The 26,135-nt window shown below is 61.7% G+C and carries 22 protein-coding genes; 13 read left to right on the top strand and 9 right to left on the bottom strand.

Annotated features, from left to right (window positions below):
• Nucleotides 1–120: 120 nt before the first annotated feature.
• From dgcA to ACVWZP_RS23100, 3 genes are read right to left on the bottom strand one after another with little or no spacing between them, the layout of a single operon-like run.
• A complete protein-coding gene (gene dgcA, locus ACVWZP_RS23110; protein ID WP_457370181.1) occupies nucleotides 121–2,181 on the bottom strand; it encodes a dimethylglycine demethylation protein DgcA in 2,061 nt (686 codons plus the stop codon).
• Nucleotides 2,182–2,197: 16 nt separating this feature from the next.
• Entirely contained in the window at nucleotides 2,198–2,728 is a 531-nt protein-coding gene (locus tag ACVWZP_RS23105; RefSeq protein WP_017849540.1) for a DUF5943 domain-containing protein, read from the bottom strand.
• A gap of 51 nt (nucleotides 2,729–2,779) precedes the next feature.
• Nucleotides 2,780–3,757 carry a dipeptidase gene (locus tag ACVWZP_RS23100; RefSeq protein WP_017849539.1) on the bottom strand — a complete coding sequence of 326 codons (978 nt, stop codon included), beginning with the start codon at nucleotides 3,755–3,757 and terminating at the stop codon, nucleotides 2,780–2,782.
• 219 nt (nucleotides 3,758–3,976) lie between these two features.
• On the opposite strand from ACVWZP_RS23100, the gene ACVWZP_RS23095 reads away from it, so the two are divergent.
• Nucleotides 3,977–4,378: a lysozyme inhibitor LprI family protein gene (locus ACVWZP_RS23095; protein WP_046381806.1), complete on the top strand. Its 402-nt coding sequence runs from the start codon at nucleotides 3,977–3,979 to the stop codon at nucleotides 4,376–4,378.
• 40 nt (nucleotides 4,379–4,418) lie between these two features.
• On the opposite strand, the gene ACVWZP_RS23090 is transcribed toward ACVWZP_RS23095, so the two are convergent.
• Nucleotides 4,419–5,381, bottom strand: coding sequence for a tyrosinase family protein (locus ACVWZP_RS23090; RefSeq protein ID WP_457370180.1), 963 nt, complete (start codon nucleotides 5,379–5,381; stop codon nucleotides 4,419–4,421).
• 202 nt (nucleotides 5,382–5,583) lie between these two features.
• On the opposite strand from ACVWZP_RS23090, the gene ACVWZP_RS23085 reads away from it, so the two are divergent.
• Nucleotides 5,584–6,000, top strand: coding sequence for a DUF3010 family protein (locus ACVWZP_RS23085; RefSeq protein WP_017849536.1), 417 nt, complete (start codon nucleotides 5,584–5,586; stop codon nucleotides 5,998–6,000).
• Nucleotides 6,001–6,635: 635 nt separating this feature from the next.
• Here the strand turns inward: ACVWZP_RS23085 and ACVWZP_RS23080 are convergent.
• Together ACVWZP_RS23080 and ACVWZP_RS23075 are read right to left on the bottom strand one after the other, a co-directional pair.
• Entirely contained in the window at nucleotides 6,636–7,814 is a 1,179-nt protein-coding gene (locus ACVWZP_RS23080; RefSeq protein ID WP_046381803.1) for an AAA family ATPase, read from the bottom strand.
• Nucleotides 7,815–7,882: 68 nt separating this feature from the next.
• On the bottom strand, nucleotides 7,883–8,827 hold the full coding sequence (locus ACVWZP_RS23075; RefSeq protein ID WP_017844925.1) for a GlxA family transcriptional regulator: 945 nt from the start codon (nucleotides 8,825–8,827) through the stop codon (nucleotides 7,883–7,885).
• A 193-nt stretch (nucleotides 8,828–9,020) separates the two neighbouring features.
• On the opposite strand from ACVWZP_RS23075, the gene ACVWZP_RS23070 reads away from it, so the two are divergent.
• The 5 genes from ACVWZP_RS23070 to ACVWZP_RS23050 all read left to right on the top strand — a co-directional run bounded on the left by ACVWZP_RS23070 (nucleotide 9,021) and on the right by ACVWZP_RS23050 (nucleotide 12,864).
• Entirely contained in the window at nucleotides 9,021–9,965 is a 945-nt protein-coding gene (locus tag ACVWZP_RS23070; RefSeq protein WP_017844926.1) for a choline ABC transporter substrate-binding protein, read from the top strand.
• Between the two features lie 87 nt (nucleotides 9,966–10,052).
• Complete coding sequence (locus ACVWZP_RS23065; protein WP_108524913.1) at nucleotides 10,053–10,940, top strand: BKACE family enzyme; 888 nt, start codon at nucleotides 10,053–10,055, stop codon at nucleotides 10,938–10,940.
• A gap of 86 nt (nucleotides 10,941–11,026) precedes the next feature.
• Complete coding sequence (locus ACVWZP_RS23060) at nucleotides 11,027–11,992, top strand: L-carnitine dehydrogenase (RefSeq protein ID WP_046381800.1); 966 nt, start codon at nucleotides 11,027–11,029, stop codon at nucleotides 11,990–11,992.
• Between the two features lie 13 nt (nucleotides 11,993–12,005).
• Complete coding sequence (locus ACVWZP_RS23055) at nucleotides 12,006–12,503, top strand: thioesterase family protein (RefSeq protein ID WP_108524909.1); 498 nt, start codon at nucleotides 12,006–12,008, stop codon at nucleotides 12,501–12,503.
• Nucleotides 12,504–12,600: 97 nt separating this feature from the next.
• Nucleotides 12,601–12,864 carry a hypothetical protein gene (locus ACVWZP_RS23050; protein WP_017844930.1) on the top strand — a complete coding sequence of 88 codons (264 nt, stop codon included), beginning with the start codon at nucleotides 12,601–12,603 and terminating at the stop codon, nucleotides 12,862–12,864.
• Nucleotides 12,865–12,958: 94 nt separating this feature from the next.
• Here the strand turns inward: ACVWZP_RS23050 and gbdR are convergent, their stop codons facing one another.
• The gene (gene gbdR / locus ACVWZP_RS23045; protein ID WP_017844931.1) at nucleotides 12,959–14,062 is read right to left on the bottom strand and encodes a choline metabolism transcriptional regulator GbdR; all 1,104 of its coding nucleotides are present in this window, start codon (nucleotides 14,060–14,062) and stop codon (nucleotides 12,959–12,961) included.
• 516 nt (nucleotides 14,063–14,578) lie between these two features.
• A complete protein-coding gene (locus ACVWZP_RS23040; protein ID WP_126585128.1) occupies nucleotides 14,579–15,955 on the bottom strand; it encodes an L-serine ammonia-lyase in 1,377 nt (458 codons plus the stop codon).
• Between the two features lie 415 nt (nucleotides 15,956–16,370).
• Between ACVWZP_RS23040 and ACVWZP_RS23035 the strand changes: the two genes are divergently transcribed.
• The 3 genes from ACVWZP_RS23035 (at nucleotide 16,371) to choV (ending at nucleotide 19,408) form a co-directional block, all read left to right on the top strand.
• A complete protein-coding gene (locus ACVWZP_RS23035) occupies nucleotides 16,371–17,318 on the top strand; it encodes a choline ABC transporter substrate-binding protein (protein ID WP_017844933.1) in 948 nt (315 codons plus the stop codon).
• Between the two features lie 69 nt (nucleotides 17,319–17,387).
• Nucleotides 17,388–18,233, top strand: coding sequence for a choline ABC transporter permease subunit (gene choW / locus ACVWZP_RS23030; RefSeq protein ID WP_015886271.1), 846 nt, complete (start codon nucleotides 17,388–17,390; stop codon nucleotides 18,231–18,233).
• The gene (choV, locus tag ACVWZP_RS23025; RefSeq protein WP_046381796.1) at nucleotides 18,230–19,408 is read left to right on the top strand and encodes a choline ABC transporter ATP-binding protein; all 1,179 of its coding nucleotides are present in this window, start codon (nucleotides 18,230–18,232) and stop codon (nucleotides 19,406–19,408) included. The genes choW and choV overlap by 4 nt, the downstream gene beginning before the upstream one ends.
• A 174-nt stretch (nucleotides 19,409–19,582) precedes the next feature.
• Here choV and ACVWZP_RS23020 read toward each other — a convergent pair whose 3' ends face one another.
• Nucleotides 19,583–21,517 carry a BCCT family transporter gene (locus ACVWZP_RS23020; protein ID WP_301556663.1) on the bottom strand — a complete coding sequence of 645 codons (1,935 nt, stop codon included), beginning with the start codon at nucleotides 21,515–21,517 and terminating at the stop codon, nucleotides 19,583–19,585.
• 390 nt (nucleotides 21,518–21,907) lie between these two features.
• Between ACVWZP_RS23020 and betI the strand changes: the two genes are divergently transcribed.
• The 3 genes from betI to betA all read left to right on the top strand — a co-directional run bounded on the left by betI (nucleotide 21,908) and on the right by betA (nucleotide 25,931).
• Entirely contained in the window at nucleotides 21,908–22,501 is a 594-nt protein-coding gene (gene betI / locus ACVWZP_RS23015) for a transcriptional regulator BetI (protein WP_017844937.1), read from the top strand.
• A 110-nt stretch (nucleotides 22,502–22,611) separates the two neighbouring features.
• Nucleotides 22,612–24,084, top strand: a complete 1,473-nt coding sequence (gene betB / locus ACVWZP_RS23010; RefSeq protein WP_017844938.1) for a betaine-aldehyde dehydrogenase — start codon at nucleotides 22,612–22,614, stop codon at nucleotides 24,082–24,084.
• A gap of 143 nt (nucleotides 24,085–24,227) precedes the next feature.
• Complete coding sequence (betA, locus tag ACVWZP_RS23005) at nucleotides 24,228–25,931, top strand: choline dehydrogenase (RefSeq protein WP_046381793.1); 1,704 nt, start codon at nucleotides 24,228–24,230, stop codon at nucleotides 25,929–25,931.
• Nucleotides 25,932–26,135: the final 204 nt, after the last annotated feature.

Below are 26,135 nucleotides of genomic sequence, written 5' to 3'. Positions count from 1 at the left end.
GAGGGAGCTTGCTCCCGATGGCGGACTGTCAGTTGATACAGCTGCAGCTGACCCACCGCCATCGGGGGCAAGCCCCCCTCCCACATTTTCAGACCGAGTACACATTGGTTCGGTGTCGGGTCAGAAATCCTTGCACAAGCGCAGGGCGTCATAGATCGCGGCGTGGGTATTGCGCTGCGCCACACAGTCACCGATGCGGAACAGCAAGTAGCCCTCGCCCGCTTCGCTCAGGCACGGTTGCGGCTTGATCGCGAACAGCGCTTCGATGTCCATCTGCCCCTTGTTGCGCGAGCCGGGCTTGAGGGCGTAGTAGATCTCCTCATCGGGACGCACGCCGTTTTCCACCACCACCTGATCGACCACCCGCTCCTCTTTGGCGCCGGTGTATTCGTTCTCCAGCACCGCCACCAGCTTGTCGCCTTCGCGGTAGACCTTTTCCAGCATCATGTCGCCGGTCATGATCACTTCCTTGGGGTACATGCTGCGGTAGTAGGTCGGGAACGACGTACCGCCGATGGCCACGCCGGGCTTGATGTCGTCGGTGACGATCTCGACCTGGCTGCCCTTGTCCGCGAGGAAATCGGCCACCGACATGCCAGTGAATTCGCAGATGGTGTCGTAGACCAGCACGTTCTTGCCCGGCGCGACTTTGCCGTCGAGCACGTCCCAACTGCTGACCACCAGGCCTTCGGCCGCGCCCCAGTGTTCGTTCTGCTCCAGGAACGGATGCCCGCCCACCGCCAGCACCACCACATCCGGGCGCAGGTCGAGGATGGCCCCCGCGTCCGCCGCCACGCCCAGGCGCAGGTCGACGTTCAACCGCGCCAGTTCCAGTTGGAACCAGCGGGTGATCCCGGCGATCTGGTCGCGCTGCGGGGCTTTGGACGCGGTAGTGATTTGCCCGCCGATAAAGGCTTTTTTCTCGAACAGGGTCACGTCGTGGCCACGCTCGGCGGCGACGCGCGCAGCCTCCATCCCCGCTGGCCCGGCGCCGACCACCACCACCTTGCGCTTGGGCCCGGTGGATTTTTCGATGATGTGCGGCACGCCCATGTATTCGCGGGAGGTCGCGGCGTTCTGGATGCACAGCACATCCAGGCCCTGGTACTGACGGTCGATGCAATAGTTCGCGCCGACGCACTGTTTGATCTGGTCGATCTGGCCCATCTTGATCTTGGCGATCAGGTGCGGGTCGGCGATGTGGGCGCGGGTCATGCCGACCATGTCCACATAGCCGCCTTCGAGGATGCGCGTGGCCTGGTTCGGGTCCTTGATGTTCTGCGCGTGCAGCACCGGGGCCTTGACCACTTCCTTGATCCCGGCCGCCAGATGCAGGAACGGCTCCGGTGGATAACTCATGTTCGGGATGACGTTGGCCAGGGTGTTGTGGGTATCGCAACCCGAGCCGACCACACCGATAAAATCGAGCATGCCGGTGTCGTCGTAATACTTGGCGATCTGCTTCATGTCCTCGTGGGACAAGCCGTCCGGGTGGAACTCATCGCCGCACAGGCGGATGCCGACGCAGAAATCCGGGCCGACTTCAGCCCGCACCGCCTTGAGCACTTCCAGGCCGAAACGCATGCGGTTTTCAAAGCTGCCGCCCCATTCGTCGGTGCGCTTGTTGACCCGCGGGCTCCAGAACTGGTCGATCATGTGCTGATGCACCGCCGACAGTTCCACGCCGTCCAGGCCACCGGCTTTCGCCCGGGCTGCCGCGCTGGCGTAGTTGCCGATCACGCGCCAGATCTCTTCCGGCTCGATGGTCTTGCAGGTCGCACGGTGTACCGGCTCGCGGATGCCCGAGGGCGACAGCAGGGTCGGCCAATGCTCGCCGTCCCAGCGCGAGCGGCGGCCCATGTGGGTAATCTGGATCATGATCTTGGCGCCATGCTTGTGCATGGCATCGGCCAGGTTCTGGAAGTGCGGGATGATCCGGTCGTCGGCCAGGTTCACCGATTTCCACCAGCCTTGCGGGCTGTCGATGGCCACGCTGGAAGACCCGCCGCAGATGGCCAGGCCGATCCCGCCCTTGGCTTTCTCTTCGTAGTACTTCACATAGCGGTCGGTGGTCATGCCGCCGTCGGTGGCATACACCTCGGCGTGGGCGGTACTGAGCACGCGGTTGCGGATGGTCAGTTTGCCGATCTGGATCGGCGCGAACATTGCTTCGAAAGCCATGGCAGGGTTCCTCGACTTACAACGGCTTGACGGTGAACAGGCCGTCGTCATGGCCCTCTTCGGAGCCGCCGTAGACTTGTTCGGCCACGGTGCGAATAGTGCTGCCGCGCGCTTGCAGGATCTGGTCCATGGCCCCGGCAAACCAGCCGGTGAACATGTAGTCGACCTTGCGCCCGACCTTGCCGTACACGTAGACAAACGCCGAGTGTTCGAGCTTGACGCTGGCGGTGCCTTTGTCGAGGTCGATGTCCTGGATCTTGAACAGGCCCCAGCCGCGTTGCGACAGGCGCTTCATGTAGTGCTCGAACACCGCCACGCCTTCAAGGCCATGGCATTCGGCTTCTTTTTCACACCAGTGCCAGGCGGATTTGTAGCCGGCCTTGTAGAGGATCGCGGCGTAGGCCTCGGCACCGAGTACCTCTTCGATGCCCATGTGGTTGTTGACGAAAAAATGACGCGGTACGTACAGCATCGGCAGGGCGTCGGAGGTCCAGACACCGGTTTCGCTGTCGACTTCGATAGGCAATTGCGGGGCGATCTTGGCCATGGAAACTTAACTCCAGAAAATTCGTAGTGGTGTTGCCCGTGGGTGTTTGGCTTATTCGCCCCACACGTCCTTCAAGACGTTGACCCAGTTCTCGCCCATGATCTTGCGCACCACGCGTTCGCTGTGGCCGCGCTTGAGCAGGGTCTCGGTGAGGTTGGGGAACTCGCCCACGGTGCGGATGCCCAGCGGGTTGATGATCTTGCCGAAGCTGGTCAGGCGGCGGGCGTAGCCCTTGTCATGGGTCAGCATTTCGAAGAAATCCTGGCCATGACCCTGGGTGAAGTCGGTGCCGATGCCGATGGCGTCTTCGCCGACGATGTTCATGGTGTACTCGATGGCTTCGGCGTAGTCGTCGATGGTCGAATCGATACCCTTGGCCAGGAACGGCGCGAACATGGTCACGCCGACAAAGCCGCCGTGGTCGGCGATGAACTTCAGCTCTTCATCGGACTTGTTGCGCGGGTGTTCCTTGAGCCCGGAGGGCAGGCAGTGGGAGTAGCACACCGGTTTTTTCGATTCGAGGATGACTTCTTCGCTGGTCTTGGAGCCGACGTGGGACAGGTCGCACATGATGCCGACGCGGTTCATCTCGCCGACGATCTCGCGACCGAAGCCCGACAGCCCGCCGTCGCGTTCGTAGCAACCGGTGCCGACCAGGTTCTGGGTGTTGTAGCACATCTGCACCACACCGACGCCGAGCTGCTTGAAGATCTCGACGTAGCCGAGCTGGTCTTCAAACGCGTGGGCGTTCTGGAAGCCGAAGATGATGCCGGTCTTGCCCTGTTCCTTGGCCTTGCGGATGTCGGCGGTGGTTTTCACCGGGATCACCAGGTCGCTGTTCTCGCGGATCAGGGTCTGGCTGGCGACGATGTTATTGATCGTCGCCTGGAACCCTTCCCACACCGACACGGTGCAGTTGGCGGCGGTCAGGCCACCTTTGCGCATGTCCTCGAACAGCTCGCGGTTCCACTTGGCAATGATCAGCCCGTCGATAACGATGCTGTCGGCGTGTAATTGCGCTGGGCTCATCAGGCGTCCCCTTATTGGCGATTCGTGCGCCGAATCGTCTGCCGGCGCTTTGGGGCCAGCATATGCCGAGGGGCCGAGCGGACCGGGTGCAAAAACGACAGGGGAATTGCCGAAAGCGTCAATCCGCGACGAAGGTCGCTAAGACAGGTCTGTCTGGCGGCTGTTCTTTGTCTTACGCTTGGGCCAGAATTCCCGCATCAACCGATATGAGACGGCGCAATGAAATCGATTTTCCTGGCTTTGGCACTCATCGCAACCGGCGTCCACGCGGCCGAAGACACCGACAGCACGCCGTGCGACGGCATCGAAAACGACAAGCAAACCCTGGAATGCGCCACCTACAACAAAACCACCGCCGAGCAATTGCTCAAGGATAACTATCAAGGGTTGCTGGAGCGCATGGGTTCGACCTATGGCAGCAACAAGTCACAGCTGGCAGACATTACCGCTCGTCTGAAGGATGCCCAGCAGAAGTGGGAAAAATTACGCGACGCCGATTGCGCGGTGGACACCTTCCCGGCGGCGACCGGCACCAAGCCCTATGCGATCGAACTGAACGATTGCCTGGCGCGGATGAGTGATGAGCGGTCGGAGTTTTTGGAATCGATCGGCCAGGAGTGAAGCATTCCCGCGCATTGAACGCGGGAACGCTTCACAGGCGTCAGGCCATGAAGGGCGACTTGAACGGGCTTTTCGTCAATGGGCGGCTGGGCGCATAGCTGTAGCCCAGCGCGGCTATATCCATCACCTCACTGATCCGGCGGGTCCAGGGATTAATCACATCATCATAGTTGTGGCCCGGCGGACCGTCCTGCATGGGGCAATAGTGCGGGGCCAGGTCCGGCTCATCCAGGCGCTTCTGCGACTGCCATTCCGCCCAGATCTTGTCGATGAAGCAGTGATGCAGGAAGAACACCGGGTCATCCGGTGAGGTCATGGGCAACATATTGCCGCCAATCCACAAATGCACACGGTTATGCAGCTGCGAACCGGAGGTTTTGACAGCAGGATCGCCGCGCTGGGTGATCCAGCCTTCCAGGCGGTTTCTGAAACCGCGGATGAAAGGGCTCGAGTTGTAATTGGGTTCGTCATACAGGCTTTCGTTCATCGCCACTCGCAGGTCGTCCTCGGTTGGCAGTGAGCTGATCACTTGCCCGAACTGGCGCTTGAGGCCTGGCCCGGGCAAGCCCTCCTCGTCATAGGGCGGCACGGGCCAGTTCCCGTATTTGTGGGCAAAGACCCCATCCTGCACGCGAAACTGATCGGCTGGGTCGCCATCACCTCCCAGGAAACCCTGGCGCCAGACCGGCGATTGTTCAGGGGCGGCCGCATCCTGCGTCCAGTCCCAATAAGGCAGCGTCACGCCGACGTTGATCGCTTGTAGATCCGCCTCGAACTGCATCAACATTTCACGGTGCCACGGCAGAAATGCCGGCCCCCGGTGAGCACCGTTACGGTAGTTGGGATCTTGGGGTTCGTTCGGGTAGACCGTGGCCTTCATGACGGCGTGATGCCAATGAACATACTTGTCGTAGACACCGGAACGCTTCATCGCCAATAACGTGTTGATAAACTCCAGTTGTTCCGTTGCGGTCAGTGCGCGAATTTCCTTGCGAATATTCATTGCATAACTCCCTTGTCGGAATAGCCATGGAACAGGCCGGAACCCTCGGCAGGCTCCTTCAGGGAATCTATGAGACCGGGCACGCGGCGGTCTACTGTCAAAAATAACAGGTCAAGCACGTTCCCGACGGGTGGACGGCGGCCGTCTCAGCCCTCGACCCTGATACTATTGCGGCCTCTCTTTTTTGCTCCAAGGCGACCCAATGACTCTCTGCGGCATCGAAATCAAAGGCAGCGAAGCCATCATCGCCGTTGCCTCCCTGAACAATCAGACGCTGACCCACGTCGCCCTGGCCACCAAGAAAATCGCCCTCGAAGACGACGATGAAGCGGCCAACGTCAAAGCCTTCGCCGCCCAGGTGAAGGCGTTCGTGCAGGACAACGCCATCGAACGCATCGCCATCAAGAAGCGCAGCAAAAAAGGCGAATTCGCCGGCGGCCCGACCACGTTCAAGATTGAAGGGGTGTTTCAACTGCTGGAGGGGGTTGAAGTGACGCTGCTGTCGCCGCAGACCATCAATGCGCAGAACAAGAAGCACAATTTCGATCTGCCGGCGACGCTGAACAAGTACCAGCATGAAGCCTTCAAGGCAGCGTGTTCGGCCCTGATAAAGCAATAGGCACACCGACAATTTACTGTGGGAGGGGGCTTGCCCCCGATGGCGGTGTGTCAGCCACTCAGGTGCCGCAGATCCACCGTCATCGGGGGCAAGCCCCCTCCCACATTTGATCTTGGTCGCTTACAGGTGAAGGGGTGTAGTACCAGCATGAAGCCTTCAAGACGGCGTGTTCGGCCCTGATAAAGCAATAAGCACACCGACAATTCACTGTGGGAGGGGGCTTGCCCCCGATGGCGGTGTGTCAGCCACTCAGGTGCCGCTGATCCACCGTCATCGGGGGCAAGCTCCCTCCCACATTTGATCTTGGTCGCTTACAGGAGAAGGGGTGTAGTACCAGCATGAAGCCTTCAAGGCGGCGTGTTCGGCCCTGATAAAGAAATAGGCACACCGACAATTCACTGTGGGAGGGGGCTTGCCCCCGATGGCGGTGTGTCAGCCACTCAGGTGCCGCTGATCCACCGTCATCGGGGGCAAGCCCCCTCCCACATTTGATCTTTGTCGCTTACAGGAGAAGGGGTGTAGTACCAGCATGAAGCCTTCAAGACGGTGTGTTCGGCCCTGATAAAGCAATAGGCACACCGGCAATTTACTGTGGGAGGGGGCTTGCCCCCTCTCACATTGGCTGTGTGGTGTGTTTAGCCGGGTGTACGGTGCTTGTGCAGCAGCCAGTCGCCGAAGGACTTGTCTTCCAGGGCATAACCGCCGCGGCTGGACTTCCATACCAGTTCCTTGTCACGCAGGGCATCGATACACGCCTGGATGGTCTGAGTGCCGGGCACCACGTCGCTGCCCATCTCCTCCAGCGCCTTGCTGACCGCAATGAGGGTGCTGTCGGTGAACGGGGCGAAGGGTTGATTGTGTTGCGAACGCTCCACCATCACTTGCAGCACGGCACGTTGCGCAAGGGTGAGGGCGTTCCAGGCGCTTTCGAATTCGTTCCAGACGCCAGCACGCAGCACTTCCGCGCGGCTGTGCAGCAACTGGCCCAGGTTGCTTGCCTCGCCCAACTCCAGGGCCACTTCACCGATGATGGTGCGCAGCATCTCGGGGCGCCGGCCTACCAACTCAAATGCTTCGTCGATATCCGCCGCGTTGAATTGGTTGGTCTTGGCCAGGTGCGCGTTGAGATGCGCGGTGTAAGCCTGAGTGAACGCCTTACCCAGCAACGGAAACGGCGTGATGCTGGAGCCGAAGAACGGCTGGCTTTTGCCCAGCACCAAATGAGCGAGCTTGTCGCGGTTGGAGCCGGTGAACACCAGGTGTAAGCCACTGCCCTCGCCTTCGCGGCCCTGGTTGAGCTGGTCGCGTGCGGCCTTGAGGGCGAACATGGCGTTGATGCCCGCTTCGGTGGTGAGCGCGTGCTGGGCTTCGTCAATCACCAGCACCACGGTTTTTTCGGCGGCGCGGTGAAGTAATTCCAGTGCTTGCGTAAGGGTCGCGCCCACGGGCAGTTGAGGCTTGGTGAAGTCCCAGGACAAGGTGCGCAGGAAGCTGAGTTTTTCGATGCCGATGTTCTTCGCCAGTTTGCGGATGCCCTTTTCGAAAGGCACCAACGCACCGGCAATGGCGCTGGAAATCAGCTCGGCGGGATCTTTCTCCTTGTCGGCCCACAGGTCCACATACACCGTCAGCCAACCCCGAGCCTGGCACTCGGGGAGAAGGTCTTCGCGCAGAAAAGTACTTTTGCCGGTACGACGCGGCGCCGCGAGAAACAGGCCAGAGGTGAAATCCTGGATACCCACGCCCACCAGGCCATCGGCAATACTGCTTGCCAGGGTGGGGCGGCGGAACACAAAACCGCTGGGCTTGGACATGCTTTTATACTCAATTATTGAACTAACTATAAATTATAGCCGTGAGTATAATTGACTATAATCGCCGATCAAACCACCTCCCGTCGCCGATCCTCCCGCGGACACTTGGCAAATCGCGCCCGATAACTGCGGGTGAAATACGACGGCGACTCAAAGCCGCAGGCAAGGCTCACCTCCAGCACGCTCATGTCGCTCTGGCGCAACAACTGCCGCGCTTTTTCCAGGCGCAGGCCGAGGTAGAAGTTGCTCGGCGTGTCGTTCAGATGCAGGCGAAACAGCCGCTCCAACTGACGCCGCGTGACTTTGATCGCCTCGGCCAGGGCCAGGGTGCTCAACGGCGGTTCGGTGTGTTGTTCCATCTCGCCGATCACCTGCACCAACTTCTTGTTGTTGATGCCGTAGCGCGTGGCGATCTGCATGCGCTGGTGGTCTTTGCGCGGGCGGATGCGCCCGAGCACGAATTGCTCGGAGACCTGGATCGCCAGGTCGGGGCCGTGGGCCTGGGCGATCAGGTCGAGCATCAGGTCGATGGAAGCGGTGCCGCCGGCGCAGGTGATGCGGCGGCGGTCGATCTCGAACAGTTCCTGGGTCACGCTCAGGTGCGGATAGGCTTCCTTGAAGGCGTCGATGGCTTCCCAGTGCAGGGTCAGGCGGTGGCCGTCGAGCAGCCCGGCCTCGGCCAGGATGCAGGCGCCGGTGTCGATGGCGCCGAGGGTCACACCATCATGGTCGAGGCGGCGCAGCCAATGTTCGAGGGCCGGGGTGGCGAATTCAAGCGGTTCGAAACCGGCGACCACCATCAGCGTCGCGCCTTTTTTCAGCGGCTCCAGCGCCGCGTCGGCGTTGACCGACATGCCATTGCTCGCCAGCACCGCGCCGCCGTCCGCGCTCAACACATGCCAGCGGTACAACTCGCCACGAAAGCGGTTGGCCACGCGCAGCGGTTCGAGCGCGGAGATAAAGCCGATGGCCGAGAACCCCGGCATCAGCAGAAAGTAGAAATCCTGGGACATGGTGCGCTCTCGTAGGACCGGCAGCGTGGTCACTGTGATACGCCAGTTCAACGGCCCATTCAAGAGCACAGGTCGCTGCAGTGCAAGAGCGGGTCGCCGCCGTGCGTTTTGTCGCCCCTCAAGCTGCGTAACGTGACCCCACGGCGCACAAAGACGCCGGCCCCCACAATAACGACCTGCCGAGGGAACCACCATGAACCGACTGATCAGCCGCTGCGTGCTCGCCTTCAGCGCCAGCGCCATCTTGAGTACCAGCGTCTTCGCGGCCGACGCGCCATCCTGCCAGAACGTGCGTATGGGCGTGGTGAACTGGACCGACGTGATCGCCACCAGCGCCATGACCCAAGTGTTGCTCGATGGCCTCGGCTACAAGACCAAACAGACCAGCGCGTCCCAGCAAATCATCTTCGCCGGCATCCGCGACCAGCGCCTGGACTTGTTCCTCGGCTACTGGAACCCGCTGATGACCCAGACCATCGCCCCGTTCGTCGACGCCAAGCAGGTCAAGGTCCTCGATAAACCGAGCCTGGAAGACGCGCGCGCGACCCTGGCGGTGCCGACTTATCTGGCCGACAAAGGCCTGAAAACCTTCGCCGACATCGCCAGGTTCGAGAAAGAACTGGGCGGCAAGCTCTACGGCATCGAGCCGGGCTCGGGCGCCAACACCCAGATCAAGGCGATGATCGCCAAGAACCAGTTCGGCCTGGGCAAATTCCAGCTGGTGGAGTCCAGCGAAGCGGGCATGCTCGCCGCCGTCGACCGCGCGGTGCGTCGCAAGGAAGCCGTGGTGTTCTTCGGCTGGGCGCCGCACCCGATGAACGTCAACATCGCGATGACCTACCTCACCGGCAGCGAAGACGCCCTGGGCCCGAACGAAGGCATGGCCACCGTGTGGAGCGTCACCTCGCCGACCTACGCCGAGCAGTGCCCCAACGTCCACAAGCTGCTGACCAACCTGACCTTCACCGCCGCCGACGAGAGCCGAATGATGCAGCCGTTGCTGGAACACAAGGACGCCTTCGAGTCCGCCAAGCAGTGGCTCAAGGATCACCCGCAAGACCAGGCGCGCTGGCTCGAAGGCGTGACCACCTTCGACGGCAAACCCGCCGCCGCCAACCTGCAACTGACCAGCAAATAACGGTATTCGACGCACCGTTTCGCGGTCGTGCCTGACCGCGAACGGCCTCGCTACGCCTTGAAATCACGCCTGTAAGGAACCTGCCCCATGAACCACGACGTCATCATCACCTGCGCACTCACCGGTGCTGGCGACACGAGCGCCAGAAGCCCCCATGTACCGGTCACCCCCAAACAAATCGCTGCCGCCGCCGTGGAAGCCGCCAAGGCCGGCGCCACTGTCGTTCACTGCCATGTGCGCAACCCCGAGACCGGCAAGTTCAGCCGCGACGTCGCCTTGTACCGCGAAGTGATGGAGCGTATCCGTGAGGCCGACATCGACATCATCGTCAACCTCACCGCCGGCATGGGCGGCGACCTGGAGATCGGCGGCGGCGAGACGCCCATGGCATTCGGCCCCAACACCGACCTGGTCGGCCCGCTGACGCGCCTGGCCCATGTGGAAGCGCTGTTGCCGGAAATCTGCACGCTGGACTGCGGCACGCTGAACTTCGGCGATGGTGACACCATTTACGTGTCCACCCCGGCGCAACTGCGGGCCGGCGCCAAACGCATTCAGGCACTGGGCGTAAAAGCCGAGCTGGAAATCTTCGACACCGGCCACCTGTGGTTCGCCAAGCAGATGATCAAGGAAGGCCTGCTCGACGACCCGCTGTTCCAACTGTGCCTGGGCATCCCGTGGGGCGCGCCGGCCGACACCACCACCATGAAAGCCATGGTCGACAACCTGCCTGCCGACGCGGTGTGGGCCGGCTTCGGCATCGGCCGCATGCAAATGCCGATGGCGGCGCAGGCGGTGCTGCTCGGCGGCAACGTGCGGGTCGGGCTGGAAGACAACCTGTGGCTGGACAAAGGCGTGCTGGCCACCAACGGTCAACTGGTGGAACGCGCCAGTGAAATCCTCAGCCGCCTGGGCGCGCGGGTCATGACCCCGGCCGAAGGGCGCCTGAAAATGGGCCTCAAAAAACGCAGCTAACCCCCCTGCCCAAACCGGATCAAAACCTGTGGGAGGGGGCTTGCCCCCTCCCACAGGGGAACATCACCTTATTCAGGAATGTCGCCATGCGTTTTATTACAGATATCAAAACCTTCGCCGCCCTCGGCAGCGGTGTGATCGGCAGCGGTTGGGTGTCCCGCGCCCTGGCCCACGGCCTCGATGTGGTGGCCTGGGACCCGGCGCCCGGTGCCGAAGCCGCGCTGCGTCAACGCGTCGCCAATGCCTGGGGCGCACTGGAGAAACAAGGCCTGGCTCCCGGCGCATCGCAGGACCGCCTGCGTTTTGTCGCCACGATCGAGGCGTGCGTGAAAGACGCCGACTTCATCCAGGAAAGCGCCCCGGAACGCCTGGAGCTGAAACTGGAGCTGCACAGCAAGATCAGCGCGGCCGCCAAGCCGAATGCGTTGATCGGCTCCAGTACCTCGGGCCTGTTGCCCAGCGAATTCTATGAAGGCTCGACCCACCCTGAACGCTGCGTCGTCGGTCACCCGTTCAACCCGGTGTACCTGCTGCCGCTGGTGGAAGTGGTGGGCGGCAAACACACCGCGCCCGAGGCGATCCAGGCGGCAATCCAGGTGTATGAATCCCTCGGCATGCGCCCGTTGCATGTGCGTAAGGAAGTCCCCGGTTTTATCGCCGACCGCCTGCTCGAAGCCCTGTGGCGTGAGGCGCTGCACCTGGTCAACGATGGCGTTGCCACTACCGGCGAGATCGACGACGCAATCCGTTTTGGCGCCGGCTTGCGCTGGTCGTTCATGGGCACGTTCCTGACCTACACCCTGGCCGGCGGCGATGCCGGGATGCGGCACTTCATGGCACAGTTCGGCCCGGCGTTGCAGTTGCCGTGGACCCACCTGCCGGCGCCGGAGCTGACCGACAAGTTGATCGACGATGTGGTCGACGGCACCCGCGAGCAGTTGGGTAACCACAGCATTTCGGCGCTGGAGCGCTACCGTGATGATTGTCTGTTGGCGGTGCTGGAAGCGGTGAAGACCACTAAAGCCAAGCACGGCATGACCTTCGCCGAATAAGGAAACCCCCAGCATGCCGGCACTGACCACCTACACCACCCAGGTCCACCCCGACTGGGTCGACTACAACGGCCACCTGCGCGACGCGTTCTACCTGCTGATCTTCAGCTACGCCACCGACGCGCTGATGGACACCCTCGGCCTGGACAGCGAAAACCGCGCCGCCAGCGGCCATTCGCTGTTCACCCTGGAGCTGCACCTGAACTACCTGCACGAAGTGAAACTCGGCGCCGACGTGGAGGTGCGGACCCAACTGATCGCCCACGATGCCAAGCGCCTGCACCTCTATCACAGCCTGCACCTGGTGAGCGACGACAAGGAACTGGCGGGCAACGAACAGATGCTGCTGCACGTCGACCTCGCCGGGCCGCGCTCGACGCCGTTCACCGAGGCGACACTGGAACGCCTCGCGGCCATCCGCGCCACGCAAGTCGACCTGCCCACTCCCGCCCTCCTCGGCCGCGTCATTGGCCTGCCCGCGCCAAATGGCCCGAAAACGACCTGTTCATAGCCATCCGAGCCATTCATGCATTCTGCCCTTGCCGACCGCCTGGTCGGCTACCAGAATCCAAATCGATCCCCCCGCTCCCTTCACCAGGATAAACGTCATGATGCATGCGGATTTGATTGACCAGGATGACCTGCTGAGCAAACTGCGCTCGCTCGGTTTCGAGGTGTCCAGCGGCGCCAGCGCCGAGCAGGCCTGTGAATGTGCGGTACGCGGTTTGAGCGAAGCGCGGGCCAAGGCGCTCAAGGGCATGGTCGAGCAGATGTACAGCGGCAGTGCGACGATTCTGCCGGCGGTGCGGCAGGCGATCGACAGGCAGTTATTGCCGGCGCTGATGCAGTTCAAACAGAACTCCGGCGTCTGACAGACCGCTATCGGGGGCAAGCCCCCTCCCACACTCGAATTGTGAATACAGTCAAATGTGGGAGGGGGCTTGCCCCCGATGCAGGCGACTCGGTCTAGAGCCTCACACTGGCAAACGTCGACTCATTGCGCGCCTGGCTCAACGCCGACATCGGCCCCGACAACGGGGACAACACCAACGCCGGCGGAATCGGCATCATCGCCACCTGCTGGGTGGTGTTGGAACCGACGCGCTCATCCCGTGGCGGAATACCGAAGTATTCGCGGTAGCACTTGGAGAAGTGTGGCGTGGACACGAACCCGCACACCGACGCCACTTCGATGATCGACATCGGCGTTTGCTTGAGCAACTGCCGTGCGCGAATCAGGCGCAGCTTGAGGTAGTAGCGCGACGGCGAGCAGTGCAGGTATTTCTGGAACAGCCGCTCCAGCTGGCGCCGCGACACGGCGACGTACACCGCCAGCTCATCCAGGTCGATCGGTTCTTCGAGGTTGGCTTCCATCAGCGCGACGATTTCCTGCAACTTCGGCTGGTTGGTGCCGAGCATGTGCTTGAGCGGCACACGCTGGTGATCCTGTTCATTGCGGATGCGCTCGTACACGAACATCTCGGAGATCGCCGCCGACAGTTCACGGCCGTGGTCGCGGCTGATCAGGTGCAGCATCATGTCCAGCGGCGCGGTGCCGCCGGAGCTGGTGAAGCGGTTGCGGTCGAGGGTGAACAGGCGGGTGCTCATCGACACGCGCGGGAAGGCTTCCTGCATCGACGCCAGGCATTCCCAGTGCACGCTGCAATCGAATCCATCGAGCAGCCCGGCGCAGGCCAGGGCCCAACTGCCGGTACATACCGCGCCGAGGCGACGGGACTGACGCGCCTGGCTTTGCAGCCACGACACATGTTCACGGGTGACGGTGCGCTGGATACCCACGCCGCCGCACACGATGACGGTGTCCAGGGCCGGGGCTTTGTGCATGGCGGCATCGGGGGTGATTTGCAGACCGTCGCTGGCCCACACCTGGTTGCCGTCGACACTCAGGGTTGTCCAGCGATACAACTCGCGCCCGGACAACTGGTTGGCCATGCGCAGCGGTTCCACTGCTGAAGCCAGGGAAATCAGCGTGAAATTGTCCAGCAGCAGAAAGCCGATGGATTGAGGCGCACGGTTCTGGGGTTGGGCCCCGGAGTTGAACGACGTCATCGCGGTATCTCCTCACACAAAGCGGGTGATGGCCTCAGGCGAGGCTCTTGTTATTGCGCTCGTCTCTGATGCAGAGAGAGGCGTTGAGTTGATAGAGCAATTGCCATGCCTAAATTTGAATGGCCATTCAATAACTCCTGAAAACGACCTCTTGATGTGTCTAGACAAGCCCCTGTACGAAGTGCGGAATATGCCCCGAATCGGCGGCGCAAGCGGCCCCATTCAAGGGCTGTGAGCAGATCGGTAGCACTTGTGGGTAGGCGCTTTGAGGGCGAAGCAAGCGTCTGTCACCGCAGGCACGGGTGACGGGTGGTCGGAGGGGAAATCGTTTGGGGGCTACTTATCTGTTTGCGACGCGCTAAAAGGTGGCGCTTTTGGTTTTGGTGTTCACTTTATGAGCAGGGTTGTTTGGACTGGCGCTATCGGGGGCAAGTCGAATCGTCGCACCGCCCCTCCCACATCTGAAATGCGTTCCCCTGTGGGAGGGGGCTTGCCCCCGATAGCGGCGACGCGGTCTCAACACTCAACCGCACTGACCGCCAACCCACCCCGCGACGTCTCTTTGTACTTGTCATGCATGTCCGCCCCCGTATCGCGCATGGTGCGGATCACCCGGTCGAGGGAGATAAAGTGCTGGCCGTCGCCGCGCAGGGCCATCTGCGCGGCGTTGATCGCCTTCACCGCGGCAATCGCGTTGCGCTCGATACACGGCACTTGCACCAGGCCGCCCACTGGGTCGCAGGTCAGGCCGAGGTTGTGTTCCAGGCCAATTTCGGCAGCGTTGCACAGTTGCTCCGGGGTGGCGCCGAGGATCTCCGCCAACCCCGCCGCCGCCATGGCGCAGGCTGAGCCGACCTCGCCCTGGCAGCCGACTTCGGCGCCGGAGATCGAGGCGTTCTTCTTGCACAGAATGCCCACCGCCGCCGCGCTGAGCAGGTAGTCGACCACGTTGGCTTCGGTGACGTCGTCGCTGAACTTCATAAAGTAGTGCAGCACCGCCGGGATGATCCCCGCCGCGCCATTGGTCGGCGCGGTGACCATGCGCCCGCCGGCGGCGTTTTCTTCGTTGACCGCGAGGGCGAACAGGTTGACCCACTCCATCGCGCTCAAGGTCGAGCCGATCACGTTGGGCTTGCTCAACTCCAGCAAACTGCGGTGCAACTTGGCGGCGCGACGGCGCACATTCAGGCCGCCGGGCAGGATGCCTTCGTGCTTGAGGCCCTGCTCGACGCACGCCTGCATGGCGCGCCAGAGCGTCATCAGGCCGCTGCGGATTTCATCTTCGGAGCGCCAGACTTTTTCGTTGGCCAGCATCAGCTCGGCGACGCGCAGGTTATGGCTCTTGCACAGTTGCAGCAGCTCCACCGCGCTGGAGAATTCATAGGGCAATGCGCTGCGGTCCATATCCGCCACGCCGCTTTGCGCCTGGGCTTCATCCACCACAAAGCCGCCGCCGACGGAGTAGTAGGTGTCGCGGTGCAACTCGCCGTCAGCACCGAACACCACTAGGGTCATGGCATTGGGGTGGAACGGTAGGTTTTCGTCGAGCAGGCGCATGTCCCGCGTCCACACGAAAGGCACCGGTAAACGCCCGTCCAACAGCAGCGTGTCGGTCTCGCGCAGGGTGTGGATACGCAGGCCGATCTGCGCCGGATCGATTGCGTCCGGCCACTCGCCCATCAGGCCCATGATGGTTGCGGTGTCGCTGCCGTGGCCGATGCCGGTGGCCGACAATGAGCCGTAGAGCTGAACTTCGACGCGCCGCACCTGTTCCAACCATTCACGTTCACGCAACCGTTGAACGAACAACGCTGCGGCGCGCATGGGGCCGACGGTGTGAGAACTCGAAGGCCCGATGCCGATCTTGAACAGGTCGAAAACACTGATAGCCATTGCCGTGGAACTCCTCGATAAGCACAGGCCAGGCTTGAACGAGGTGCTACGCTCAGATCGCCCAGATGGCGGCATCATCAGGCTTTTATCTGCCATCACGGCGTCTCACACCGACGCAACCATGCTCATCAGCGTCGCTCACGAGCAAGGGCCTGTTTTGGGCGTTTTTAGCGGTGCAGATGGGTAAAAACAGCGGTTTTTCCTTAGGAAAAATCTGTAAACGACGTCACCGACACTGGATGCGACCCTGCCTGTACTGGATACGACGCCCCCTGTAGGCGTCAGATTTTCACTGGTACATGATCAGTCTCGACTCGTTGGCAAGGCACCGTGCCGCCGCCTCAAAGCACGTTCCAACCGCAACACTTATAAAGCGCGGCGAATGCCGCCAGAAAGTACACAGGAGTCTAGCCCCATGAAAGGTTCACCCTCGTTGTTGTTGGCCGCCATGCTGAGTCTGCCAGTCCTGGCGCACGCTGCAGAACCGGCACAATGTCAGACCGTCAACTTCTCCGATGTCGGCTGGACCGACATCACCGTCACGACCGCGACCACCAGCGAAATCCTCAAGGGCCTCGGCTACAAGCCGCGCACCACGATGATTTCGGTGCCGGTGACCTACAAGTCCCTGGCCGACGGCAAGAACATGGACATCTTCCTCGGCAACTGGATGCCGACCATGGAAAACGACATCAAGGCATACCGTGATGCCGGCACCGTGGAAACCGTGCGCGCCAACCTGGAAAACGCCAAGTACACCCTGGCCGTTCCCGAGGCGCTGTATGACAAAGGCCTGAAAGACTTCGCCGATATCGCCAAATTCAAGGATGAGCTGGAAGGCAAAATCTACGGCATCGAACCCGGCAACGACGGCAACCGCACCATTCAAACCCTGATCGACAAGGACGCGTTCGGCTTGAAGTCGGCCGGTTTCAAAGTCGTCGAGTCCAGCGAAGCCGGGATGCTGTCGCAGGTCGAACGCGCCACCAAGCGCGGCAAGGCCATCGTGTTCCTCGGCTGGGAACCGCACCCGATGAACACCCGCTTCAAGATGAAGTACCTGACCGGGGGTGACGACTCGTTCGGTCCCAACTACGGCCAGGCCACCATCTACACCAACGTGCGCAAGGGCTACACCCAGGAATGCAGCAACGTCGGTCAGTTGCTGAAAAACCTGTCGTTCACCCTGAACATGGAAAGCACCCTGATGGGTAACGTCCTGGACGACAAGATGAAACCCGACGCCGCGGCCAAGGCCTGGCTGAAGAAGAACCCGCAAGTGCTCGATACCTGGCTTGCCGGTGTCACCACCGTCGATGGCAAACCAGGTCTGGAGGCCGTCAAAGCTTACCTCGCCAAGTAATCCCTGCTGACCCCGGGCTGGTGCGCTGGTCCGGGATGTTTTCCCCTTCGCATGTGGACATTCACTACCATGCTGACTGAACAGAAAATCCCACTAGGCCAGTACATCGCTGCCTTCGTCGAATGGTTGACCCAACACGGTGCCAACTACTTCGACGCAATCGCATCGACCCTGGAAACGATGATCCACGGCGTGACGTTCGCGCTGACCTGGTTCAATCCGCTGGCATTGATCGGTCTGATTGCGCTGCTGGCTCACTTCATTCAACGTAAATGGGGCCTGACTGTTTTTGTCATCGCCTCCTTCCTGCTGATCCTCAACCTGGGGTACTGGCAGGAAACCATGGAGACCCTCGCGCAGGTGCTGTTCGCCACCCTGGTCTGCGTGGTCATCGGCGTGCCGCTGGGCATTGTTGCCGCGCACAAACCGATGTTCTACACCCTGATGCGGCCGGTGCTCGATCTGATGCAGACCGTACCGACCTTCGTCTACCTCATCCCTACCCTGACCCTCTTCGGGCTGGGTGTGGTGCCCGGGTTGATTTCCACGGTGGTGTTCGCGATTGCCGCGCCGATCCGCCTGACCTACCTGGGTATCCGTGATGTACCGCAAGAGTTGATGGACGCCGGCAAAGCCTTCGGCTGCTCGCGCCGTCAATTGCTCTCGCGCATTGAACTGCCCCACGCCATGCCGAGCATTGCTGCCGGCATTACCCAATGCATCATGCTGTCGCTGTCGATGGTGGTGATCGCCGCCCTGGTGGGTGCCGACGGCCTCGGCAAGCCGGTGGTCAACGCACTGAACACCGCCGACATCGCCCTGGGCTTTGAAGCCGGCCTGGCGATCGTGCTGCTGGCCATCATGCTCGACCGCATCTGCAAACAACCCGACGCCAAAGTAGGGGGTGATGCATGAGCATTATCCGATTCGACAATGTCGACGTGATCTTCTCCAAAGACCCACGCGAAGCGCTCAAGCTGCTGGACCAGGGCATGAGCCGTAACGAGATCCTGAAAAAGACCGGCCAGATCGTCGGCGTTGAAAAAGCCAGCCTGGATGTGGAAAAAGGCGAGATCTGTGTGCTGATGGGCCTGTCGGGCTCCGGCAAGTCGAGCCTGCTGCGCTGCATCAACGGCCTCAACACCGTCAGCCGTGGCCAGTTGTTCGTCGAGCATGAAGGGCGCCAGATCGACATCGCCTCCTGCACCCCGGCCGAGCTGAAAATGATGCGTACCAAACGCATCGCCATGGTGTTCCAGAAGTTCGCCCTGATGCCCTGGCTGACCGTGCGCGAGAACATCAGCTTCGGCCTCGAAATGCAGGGCCGCCCGGAGAAAGACCGGCGCAAGCTGGTGGACGAAAAGCTCGAACTGGTGGGCCTGAGCCAATGGCGTAACAAGAAGCCGGACGAACTCTCCGGCGGCATGCAGCAGCGCGTCGGCCTGGCGCGGGCGTTGGCGATGGACGCCGACATCCTGCTGATGGACGAACCCTTCTCCGCCCTCGACCCGCTGATCCGCCAAGGCCTGCAGGACGAGTTGCTGGAGCTGCAAAGCAAGCTGAGCAAGACCATCGTGTTCGTCAGCCACGACCTCGACGAAGCCCTCAAGCTCGGCAGCCGCATCGCGATCATGAAAGACGGCAAGATCATCCAGTACAGCGTGCCGGAAGAAATCGTGCTGAACCCGGCGGACGATTATGTGCGTACCTTCGTCGCACATACCAACCCGCTGAACGTGCTGTGCGGGCGCAGCCTGATGCGGACGCTGGACAACTGCAAACGCATCAACGGCTCGGTGTGCCTCGATCCGGGCGGCGACTCGTGGCTCGACCTGGCCGAAGGCAACACCATCCGGGGCGCACGCCAGAATGGCGCGGTGATGAACCTGCAGAACTGGGCACCGGGGCAACCCGTGGAAGGCCTGGGCCGCCTGCCGACACTGGTGGACTCGAATATCGGCATGCGCGATGCGCTGCAGATCCGCTACCAGACGGGCAACAAGTTGGTATTGCACGACAACAACCAGGTGGTGGGGATCCTTGGCGACAGCGAGCTCTACCATGCCCTGCTGGGCAAGAACCTGGGCTAACAAACACCGCATAACCCATTGGAGAAACAGGGTCAAAATGTGGGAGGGGGCTTGCCCCCGATAGCGGTGTATCAGTAACAGACGAGCTGACTGACACACTGCAATCGGGGGCAAGCCCCCTCCCACATTTTTTGCCCCAGTGGTGTCAGTGGGGACACCACCAGGCTTCAACCATCAGCTATAGACACGGCCAAGGAGCTGCCGATGGCTTTCAAACTGATCGAGCACGTCCCGGGTGATCTGCTCCTGGGCGAAGCCCATCAGGTCGTACTCCTGAGGCCCGTTGTGCAGGTACACCTCGGCCCGGTAGTAACGGGCGCGCTCCGCCTCGGGCAGTTCGTCCGACGCCACCGCGTAGCCGTCCAGGCTCACTTCGTAGACAAACGGGTTGCCCTCTTCCATCTCGATACGCACGCCGATGCAACGCTTGGATTTGCCCAACAGGGTCTGCACCTCCAGCCCCTGGTCGCGCAACGCTTTCGTCGCGTCTTCCAGTGCCGGCGTGACGTGCTTGTCCATAAAGCGCTGCACCGTGGCCTGGCTCGGTTGCAGGTCCAGGGCGGTCAAGCGCTCGCTGAAACCACGACGGCCACGCTCGGCCAATTGCGCCTGCTCCAGTTCCGTCGCCATGTCCTGGCGCATCGCCTTGTGCAAACCGAACATAAAGACAATCAGCACCACCGAGAACGGCAGCCCCGCCAGCACCACCATGGTTTGCATGGCTTCGAAGTTACCCGCAAACAGCAGGCCGATGGTCACCAGGGTGATCACCGCCGACCAGAAGATCCGCAGCCAGTGCGGCGCGTCTTCGTCCACGTTGCCGCCTTTGCAGGACAGGTTGGCCATCATCACCGCGCCGGAGTCCGCCGGGGTCAGGAACAGCACGAAGCCGACAAAGATCGACACGCCGATGACGATTTTCGACGCAGGGTAATGCTCCAGCAATTGGTAGATGGCCATCGACGGTTGTTCCAGCGCCGTCTTGCCCAACGCCACCGCGCCCTGGTTCAACACCAGGTCCAGCGCCGAGTTACCGAAGATCGACAACCAGGCCAGGGTGAAGCCCAGCGGGATCAGCAGCACGCCGGCCACCAGTTCACGCACTGTGCGGCCCCGGGAAATCCGTGCGATGAACATGCCCACGAACGGCGCCCAGGAAATCCACCAGGCCCAGTAGAACAGGGTCCACAGGCCCATCCAGCGTTCGGTCTTGTCGGCGTCGCCTTCGTACACATACAGGTCGAAGGTTTTCAGGAGGATGCCGTTGAGGTAGTCGCCAGTGTTCTGCACCAGGCCGTTGAGCAGGTGCAGGGTCGGGCCGAACAACAGCACGAAGATCAGCAAACCGCTGAACAACACGATGTTGAGGTTGGACAGGCGACGAATGCCGTTCTCCACCCCCGACACGGCGGCAATGGTCGCCACAGTGCTCATCACGATGATCACGATCAGCAGGTTGGTGTTGCTGTGCTGCATGCCAAACAGGTTTTCCAGGCCGGACGACACCTGCATCGCGCCGATACCGAGGTTGGTCACCAGGCCCAGCAGGGTCACGAACATGCCGAACCCGTCCACCGCATGGCCGGCCGCGCCTTTGACCCAACGCTCGCCCACCAGCGGGTACAACGCCGAGCGCAGGGCCAGTGGCTGGTTATGGCGGTACGCGAAGTACGCCACGGCCAGGCCGACCAGCGCATAGATCGCCCAGCCGTGCAGGCCCCAGTGCAGGAAGGTCAATTGCAGCGCCTGGCGCGCCGCGCCGTTGCTGGCGGCCGCGCCTTCGGGCGGGTTGAAGTAATGGTCCAACGGCTCCGATGCGCCGAAATACAGCAACGAGATGCCAATACCCGACGAAAACAGCATGCCGGCCCAGGCGCCGTAGCTGAAGTCCGGGGTGTCGTCCTTGCTGCCCAGTTTCAACTTGCCGTAGGACGAAAACGCCAGGCCGACCACGAACACCAGGTAGGCCGCGATCACCAGCATGTAGTACCAGCCGAAGCTTTTCGATAACCACGCCTGCGCCACGCCGAGCATCCGGCCGGCCTCTTGCGGGGCGATGATCAAAATGGCGGTCAGCAACAGAATCAGTGCGGTGGAGGTGTAGAACACCCAACCGTTGACCCGCACCTTTTCCGGTGGGGTTTTTATTAGAGAGGCAGAACTCATGGCGCAGATGCTCCAGGCAGTGCGAGAGAGAAACACAAGGCAGCGGTGATCCCGTGCTCATCGATTTTTCGGCAGTCGACGGACGGGTGTTATAAAGACACCCCGAAAATTCTTGAGCCCGCCGAAGCGGTGTTCAGGCTCTGAAATGGCCTGTTTCAAGGGTTTTCACAGGTGTCAGATGTCGCCACCTACCTGTAGGAAATACCGGCAGGCAGCGACCATTTGTCGCAGAGCTTATTCTTTGTTGATTGAACGTTCAATCAAAACAAAATAGACTGGCCATCGAGTCGACGGACGTCATCGCCCGCCGGCAGGCCTGAGGAGAGGTACTCCATGCCCAAGGTCGGTATGCAACCCATACGCCGCCAACAACTGATCGAAGCCACGCTGACGGCCATCGATCAAGTCGGAATGGGAGATGCCAGCATTGCGCTGATCGCCCGTTTGGCCGGCGTTTCGAACGGCATCATCAGTCACTACTTCAAGGACAAGAACGGCCTGATCGCGGCCACAATGCGGTACTTGATGAATGTGCTGATCGAGAACGTCCACGAGCGGCGACAAGCGTTGACGGAGGACACGCCACGGGCGCACCTCCAAGTGATCATCGGCGGCAACTTCGACGCCAGCCAGGTCAACGGCCCGGCAATGAAAACCTGGTTGGCCTTCTGGGCGACCAGCATGCACCACCCGTCTTTGCACAGGTTGCAGCGGATCAACGATCACCGCCTGTATTCCAACCTGTGCTGCCAGTTCCGCCGCGTGTTGCCGCTGCCGGATGCACGCAGCGCAGCCCGAGGCCTGGCGGCCTTGATCGACGGTTTGTGGTTGCGCGGCGCCCTGTCGGGAGATGAATTCGACACGGCGCAGGCGCAACGGATCGCTTACGAATACATGGATTTCCAATTGGCCAAGCAGGTGAGTTAGAGCACACATAACCGCTCAACCCCTGAACCTCCACTGATCGGTGTTGCCAGACTCTTATTGGCCACCCCTCAGTGGTTAACGCCAACCACTTATGCACTTGCGAGGACTTTATGGCCCGTTTCGACCTGCAAAAACTCTACATTGACGGCGGCTACAGCGACGCTGGCAGCGATGCCACCTTCGAAGCCATCAACCCGGCTAACGGTGAAGTTCTCGCCCAAGTGCAACGCGCAACGTTCGATGACGTTGAACGTGCCGTGGTCAGCGCTGAAAAAGGCCAGAAAATCTGGGCCGCCATGACCGCCATGGAGCGTTCGCGCATCCTGCGTCGTGCCGTCGACATCCTGCGCGAGCGCAATGACGAACTGGCCGCCCTGGAAACCCTGGACACCGGTAAATCCTTCTCCGAAACCAAGTACGTCGACATCGTCACCGGCGCCGACGTGCTGGAATATTACGCGGGCCTGGTGCCAGCCATCGAAGGCGAGCAGATCCCGCTGCGCGACACCTCGTTCGTCTACACCCGCCGCGAGCCGCTGGGCGTGGTCGCCGGTATCGGCGCGTGGAACTACCCGATCCAGATCGCCCTGTGGAAATCCGCACCGGCCCTGGCCGCCGGTAACGCGATGATCTTCAAACCCAGCGAAGTCACCTCGCTGACCACCCTGAAACTGGCGGAGATCTACACCGAAGCCGGCGTTCCGGCCGGTGTGTTCAACGTATTGACCGGCAGCGGCCGCGAAGTCGGCACCTGGCTGACCGAGCACCCGCGCATCGAGAAAGTCTCGTTCACCGGCGGCACCGACACCGGCAAGAAAGTCATGGCCAGCGCCTCCAGCTCTTCGCTCAAGGAAGTGACCATGGAACTGGGCGGCAAATCGCCGCTGATCGTGTTCGAAGATGCCGACCTGGACCGCGCCGCCGACATCGCGATGATGGCCAACTTCTACAGCTCCGGTCAGGTCTGCACCAACGGTACTCGCGTGTTCGTGCCCAAGCACCTGCAAGCCGCGTTCGAAGCCAAGATCGCCGAACGTGTTGCGCGCATCCGCATCGGCGACCCGCAGGACGACAACACCAACTTCGGCCCGCTGGTCAGCTTCGCCCACATGGAAAGCGTGCTCGGCTACATCGCCAAGGGCAAGGCCGAAGGTGCTCGCGTGTTGTGCGGCGGCGACCGCCTGACCGACGGCGACTTCGCCAAAGGCGCCTTTGTTGCCCCGACCGTGTTCACCGACTGCACCGACGAAATGACCATCGTCCGTGAAGAAATCTTCGGCCCGGTGATGAGCATCCTCACCTACGAGACTGAAGAAGAAGTGATCCGCCGCGCCAACGACACCGACTTCGGCCTCGCCGCCGGCCTGGTGACCAAGGACCTGAACCGCGCCCACCGCGTGATTCATCAACTGGAAGCGGGCATCTGCTGGATCAATGCCTGGGGCGAGTCCGACGCGAAAATGCCGGTCGGTGGCTACAAGCAGTCGGGCGTGGGCCGTGAGAACGGGATCAGCTCGCTGAACAACTTCACCCGCATCAAATCGGTACAGGTCGAGTTGGGCGATTACGCCTCGGTGTTCTAAAGCCTGAGCCTTGCGTTGCCTGTGAGGCCGCTATCGGGGGCAAGCCCCCTCCCACCCTTGACTGTGTAAACCCGATCAAATGTGGGAGGGGGCTTGCCCCCGATGAGGCCCGACCTGACCACACTTCAAAGAGGGTGCATTCAATGTCCCAAGAATACGACTACATCATTGTGGGTGCCGGCTCCGCCGGTAACACCCTGGCGACCCGTCTGACCGAAGACGAAGGCGTCACCGTCCTGCTGCTGGAAGCCGGCGGCCCGGATTACCGTCTCGACTTCCGCACCCAGATGCCCGCCGCCCTGGCGTTCCCGCTGCAGGGCCGTCGCTACAACTGGGCCTACGAGACCGATCCAGAACCGCACATGGACGGCCGTCGCATGGAATGCGGGCGCGGCAAGGGCCTGGGCGGTTCCTCGCTGATCAACGGCATGTGCTACATCCGTGGCAACGCCATGGACTACGACAACTGGTCGAAACTGCCCGGCCTGGAAGACTGGACCTACCTCGACTGCCTGCCGTATTTCCGTAAAGCCGAAACCCGCGACATCGGCCCCAACGACTACCACGGCGGCGACGGCCCGGTCAGCGTGACCACACCCAAGGCCGGCAACAACCCGCTGTTCCACGCCATGGTCGAAGCCGGCGTACAGGCCGGTTACCCGCGTACCGAAGACTTGAACGGCTACCAGCAGGAAGGCTTCGGCCCGATGGACCGTACCGTCACGCCAAACGGCCGGCGCGCCAGTACCGCACGCGGTTACCTGGACACGGCTAAAAAGCGTTCCACCCTGACCATCGTCACCCACGCCCTGACCGACAAAGTGCTGTTCGAAGGCAAGCGTGCGGTCGGCGTGCGTTACCTGATCGGCGCCGCCGAAGAACGCGTCGAAGCCCGTGCGCGTAAAGAAGTGCTGGTGTGCAGCGGCGCCATCGCCTCTCCGCAACTGCTGCAACGCTCCGGCGTCGGCCCGGCCAAACTGCTCGAAAGCCTCGACATCCCAGTGGTCCACGACCTGCCCGGCGTCGGCGAAAACCTGCAGGACCACCTTGAGCTGTACCTGCAATATGCCTGCACCCAACCGGTGTCGCTGTACCCGTCGCTGCTCTGGTACAACCAACCGGCCATCGGTGCCGAGTGGCTGTTCAACGGCACCGGCATCGGCGCCAGCAACCAGTTCGAAGCGGGCGGTTTTATCCGTACCCGGGAAGACTTCGATTGGCCGAACATCCAGTACCACTTCCTGCCGGTGGCGATTAACTACAACGGCAGCAACGGCGTGAAAGAGCATGGTTTCCAGGCGCACATGGGCTCCATGCGTTCGCCGAGCCGTGGCCGCGTGCAGTTGAAGTCGAAGAACCCTCGGGACTACCCAAGCATTCTCTTCAACTACATGGCCACCGAGCAGGACTGGCAGGAATTTCGCGATGGCATCCGTCTGACCCGCGAAATCATGCAGCAGCCGGCGCTCGACCCGTTCCGTGGCCGCGAAATCAGCCCGGGCATCGAGGTGCAAACCGACGAGCAACTCGACCAGTTCATCCGCGAACACGCCGAGACCGCGTTCCACCCGTCCTGCTCGTGCAAGATGGGCAGCGACGAGATGGCCGTGGTGGATGGCGAAGGCCGCGTGCATGGCATGCAGGGCCTGCGGGTGGTCGATGCGTCGATCATGCCGATCATCACCACCGGCAACCTGAACGCGCCGACGATCATGATCGCCGAGAAAATCGCCGACAAGATCCGTGGCCGCAAGCCACTGCCGCGCAGCACCGCGGACTACTACGTGGCAGGCGATGCGCCAGTGCGGGGCAAGCCGATGCGTGAAGTGGGGCCGACTGCGCAGTAACTGGAAGACCGTGTCGCCCTATCGGGGGCAAGCCCCCTCCCACACTTCGATTTGTGAATACATTCAAAATGTGGGAGGGGGCTTGCCCCCGATAGGGCCCGACCCAACACCGCAAACCTTACGCCTACACTCTCCTTGATCCGCTCCCCAGCCCAGGCCTACTCTGTTCGTCTGCCCGCGCTGAGCCGCCCACAAGGAAGGCCC

The sequence above is a fragment of the Pseudomonas sp. TE36184 genome, from assembly GCF_054060055.1.
The sequence above is the reverse complement of the archived record's forward strand: the minus strand, read 5'-3'. Positions and strand labels throughout refer to the sequence as shown.

Bases quoted from the DNA above. Each gene is read 5' to 3' on its own strand.
- ACVWZP_RS23090 (WP_457370180.1), bottom strand. From the start codon at position 5,381: ATGAATATTCGCAAGGAAATTCGCGCACTGACCGCAACGGAACAACTG.
- betB (WP_017844938.1), top strand. From the start codon at position 22,612: ATGGCCCGTTTCGACCTGCAAAAACTCTACATTGACGGCGGCTACAGC.
- ACVWZP_RS23080 (WP_046381803.1), bottom strand. From the start codon at position 7,814: ATGTCCAAGCCCAGCGGTTTTGTGTTCCGCCGCCCCACCCTGGCAAGC.
- ACVWZP_RS23070 (WP_017844926.1), top strand. From the start codon at position 9,021: ATGAACCGACTGATCAGCCGCTGCGTGCTCGCCTTCAGCGCCAGCGCC.
- betA (WP_046381793.1), top strand. From the start codon at position 24,228: ATGTCCCAAGAATACGACTACATCATTGTGGGTGCCGGCTCCGCCGGT.
- ACVWZP_RS23095 (WP_046381806.1), top strand. From the start codon at position 3,977: ATGAAATCGATTTTCCTGGCTTTGGCACTCATCGCAACCGGCGTCCAC.
- ACVWZP_RS23075 (WP_017844925.1), bottom strand. From the start codon at position 8,827: ATGTCCCAGGATTTCTACTTTCTGCTGATGCCGGGGTTCTCGGCCATC.
- ACVWZP_RS23050 (WP_017844930.1), top strand. From the start codon at position 12,601: ATGATGCATGCGGATTTGATTGACCAGGATGACCTGCTGAGCAAACTG.
- ACVWZP_RS23100 (WP_017849539.1), bottom strand. From the start codon at position 3,757: ATGAGCCCAGCGCAATTACACGCCGACAGCATCGTTATCGACGGGCTG.
- ACVWZP_RS23055 (WP_108524909.1), top strand. From the start codon at position 12,006: ATGCCGGCACTGACCACCTACACCACCCAGGTCCACCCCGACTGGGTC.
- ACVWZP_RS23085 (WP_017849536.1), top strand. From the start codon at position 5,584: ATGACTCTCTGCGGCATCGAAATCAAAGGCAGCGAAGCCATCATCGCC.
- ACVWZP_RS23040 (WP_126585128.1), bottom strand. From the start codon at position 15,955: ATGGCTATCAGTGTTTTCGACCTGTTCAAGATCGGCATCGGGCCTTCG.
- ACVWZP_RS23065 (WP_108524913.1), top strand. From the start codon at position 10,053: ATGAACCACGACGTCATCATCACCTGCGCACTCACCGGTGCTGGCGAC.
- dgcA (WP_457370181.1), bottom strand. From the start codon at position 2,181: ATGGCTTTCGAAGCAATGTTCGCGCCGATCCAGATCGGCAAACTGACC.
- ACVWZP_RS23105 (WP_017849540.1), bottom strand. From the start codon at position 2,728: ATGGCCAAGATCGCCCCGCAATTGCCTATCGAAGTCGACAGCGAAACC.
- ACVWZP_RS23060 (WP_046381800.1), top strand. From the start codon at position 11,027: ATGCGTTTTATTACAGATATCAAAACCTTCGCCGCCCTCGGCAGCGGT.
- choV (WP_046381796.1), top strand. From the start codon at position 18,230: ATGAGCATTATCCGATTCGACAATGTCGACGTGATCTTCTCCAAAGAC.
- choW (WP_015886271.1), top strand. From the start codon at position 17,388: ATGCTGACTGAACAGAAAATCCCACTAGGCCAGTACATCGCTGCCTTC.
- betI (WP_017844937.1), top strand. From the start codon at position 21,908: ATGCCCAAGGTCGGTATGCAACCCATACGCCGCCAACAACTGATCGAA.
- ACVWZP_RS23035 (WP_017844933.1), top strand. From the start codon at position 16,371: ATGAAAGGTTCACCCTCGTTGTTGTTGGCCGCCATGCTGAGTCTGCCA.
- gbdR (WP_017844931.1), bottom strand. From the start codon at position 14,062: ATGACGTCGTTCAACTCCGGGGCCCAACCCCAGAACCGTGCGCCTCAA.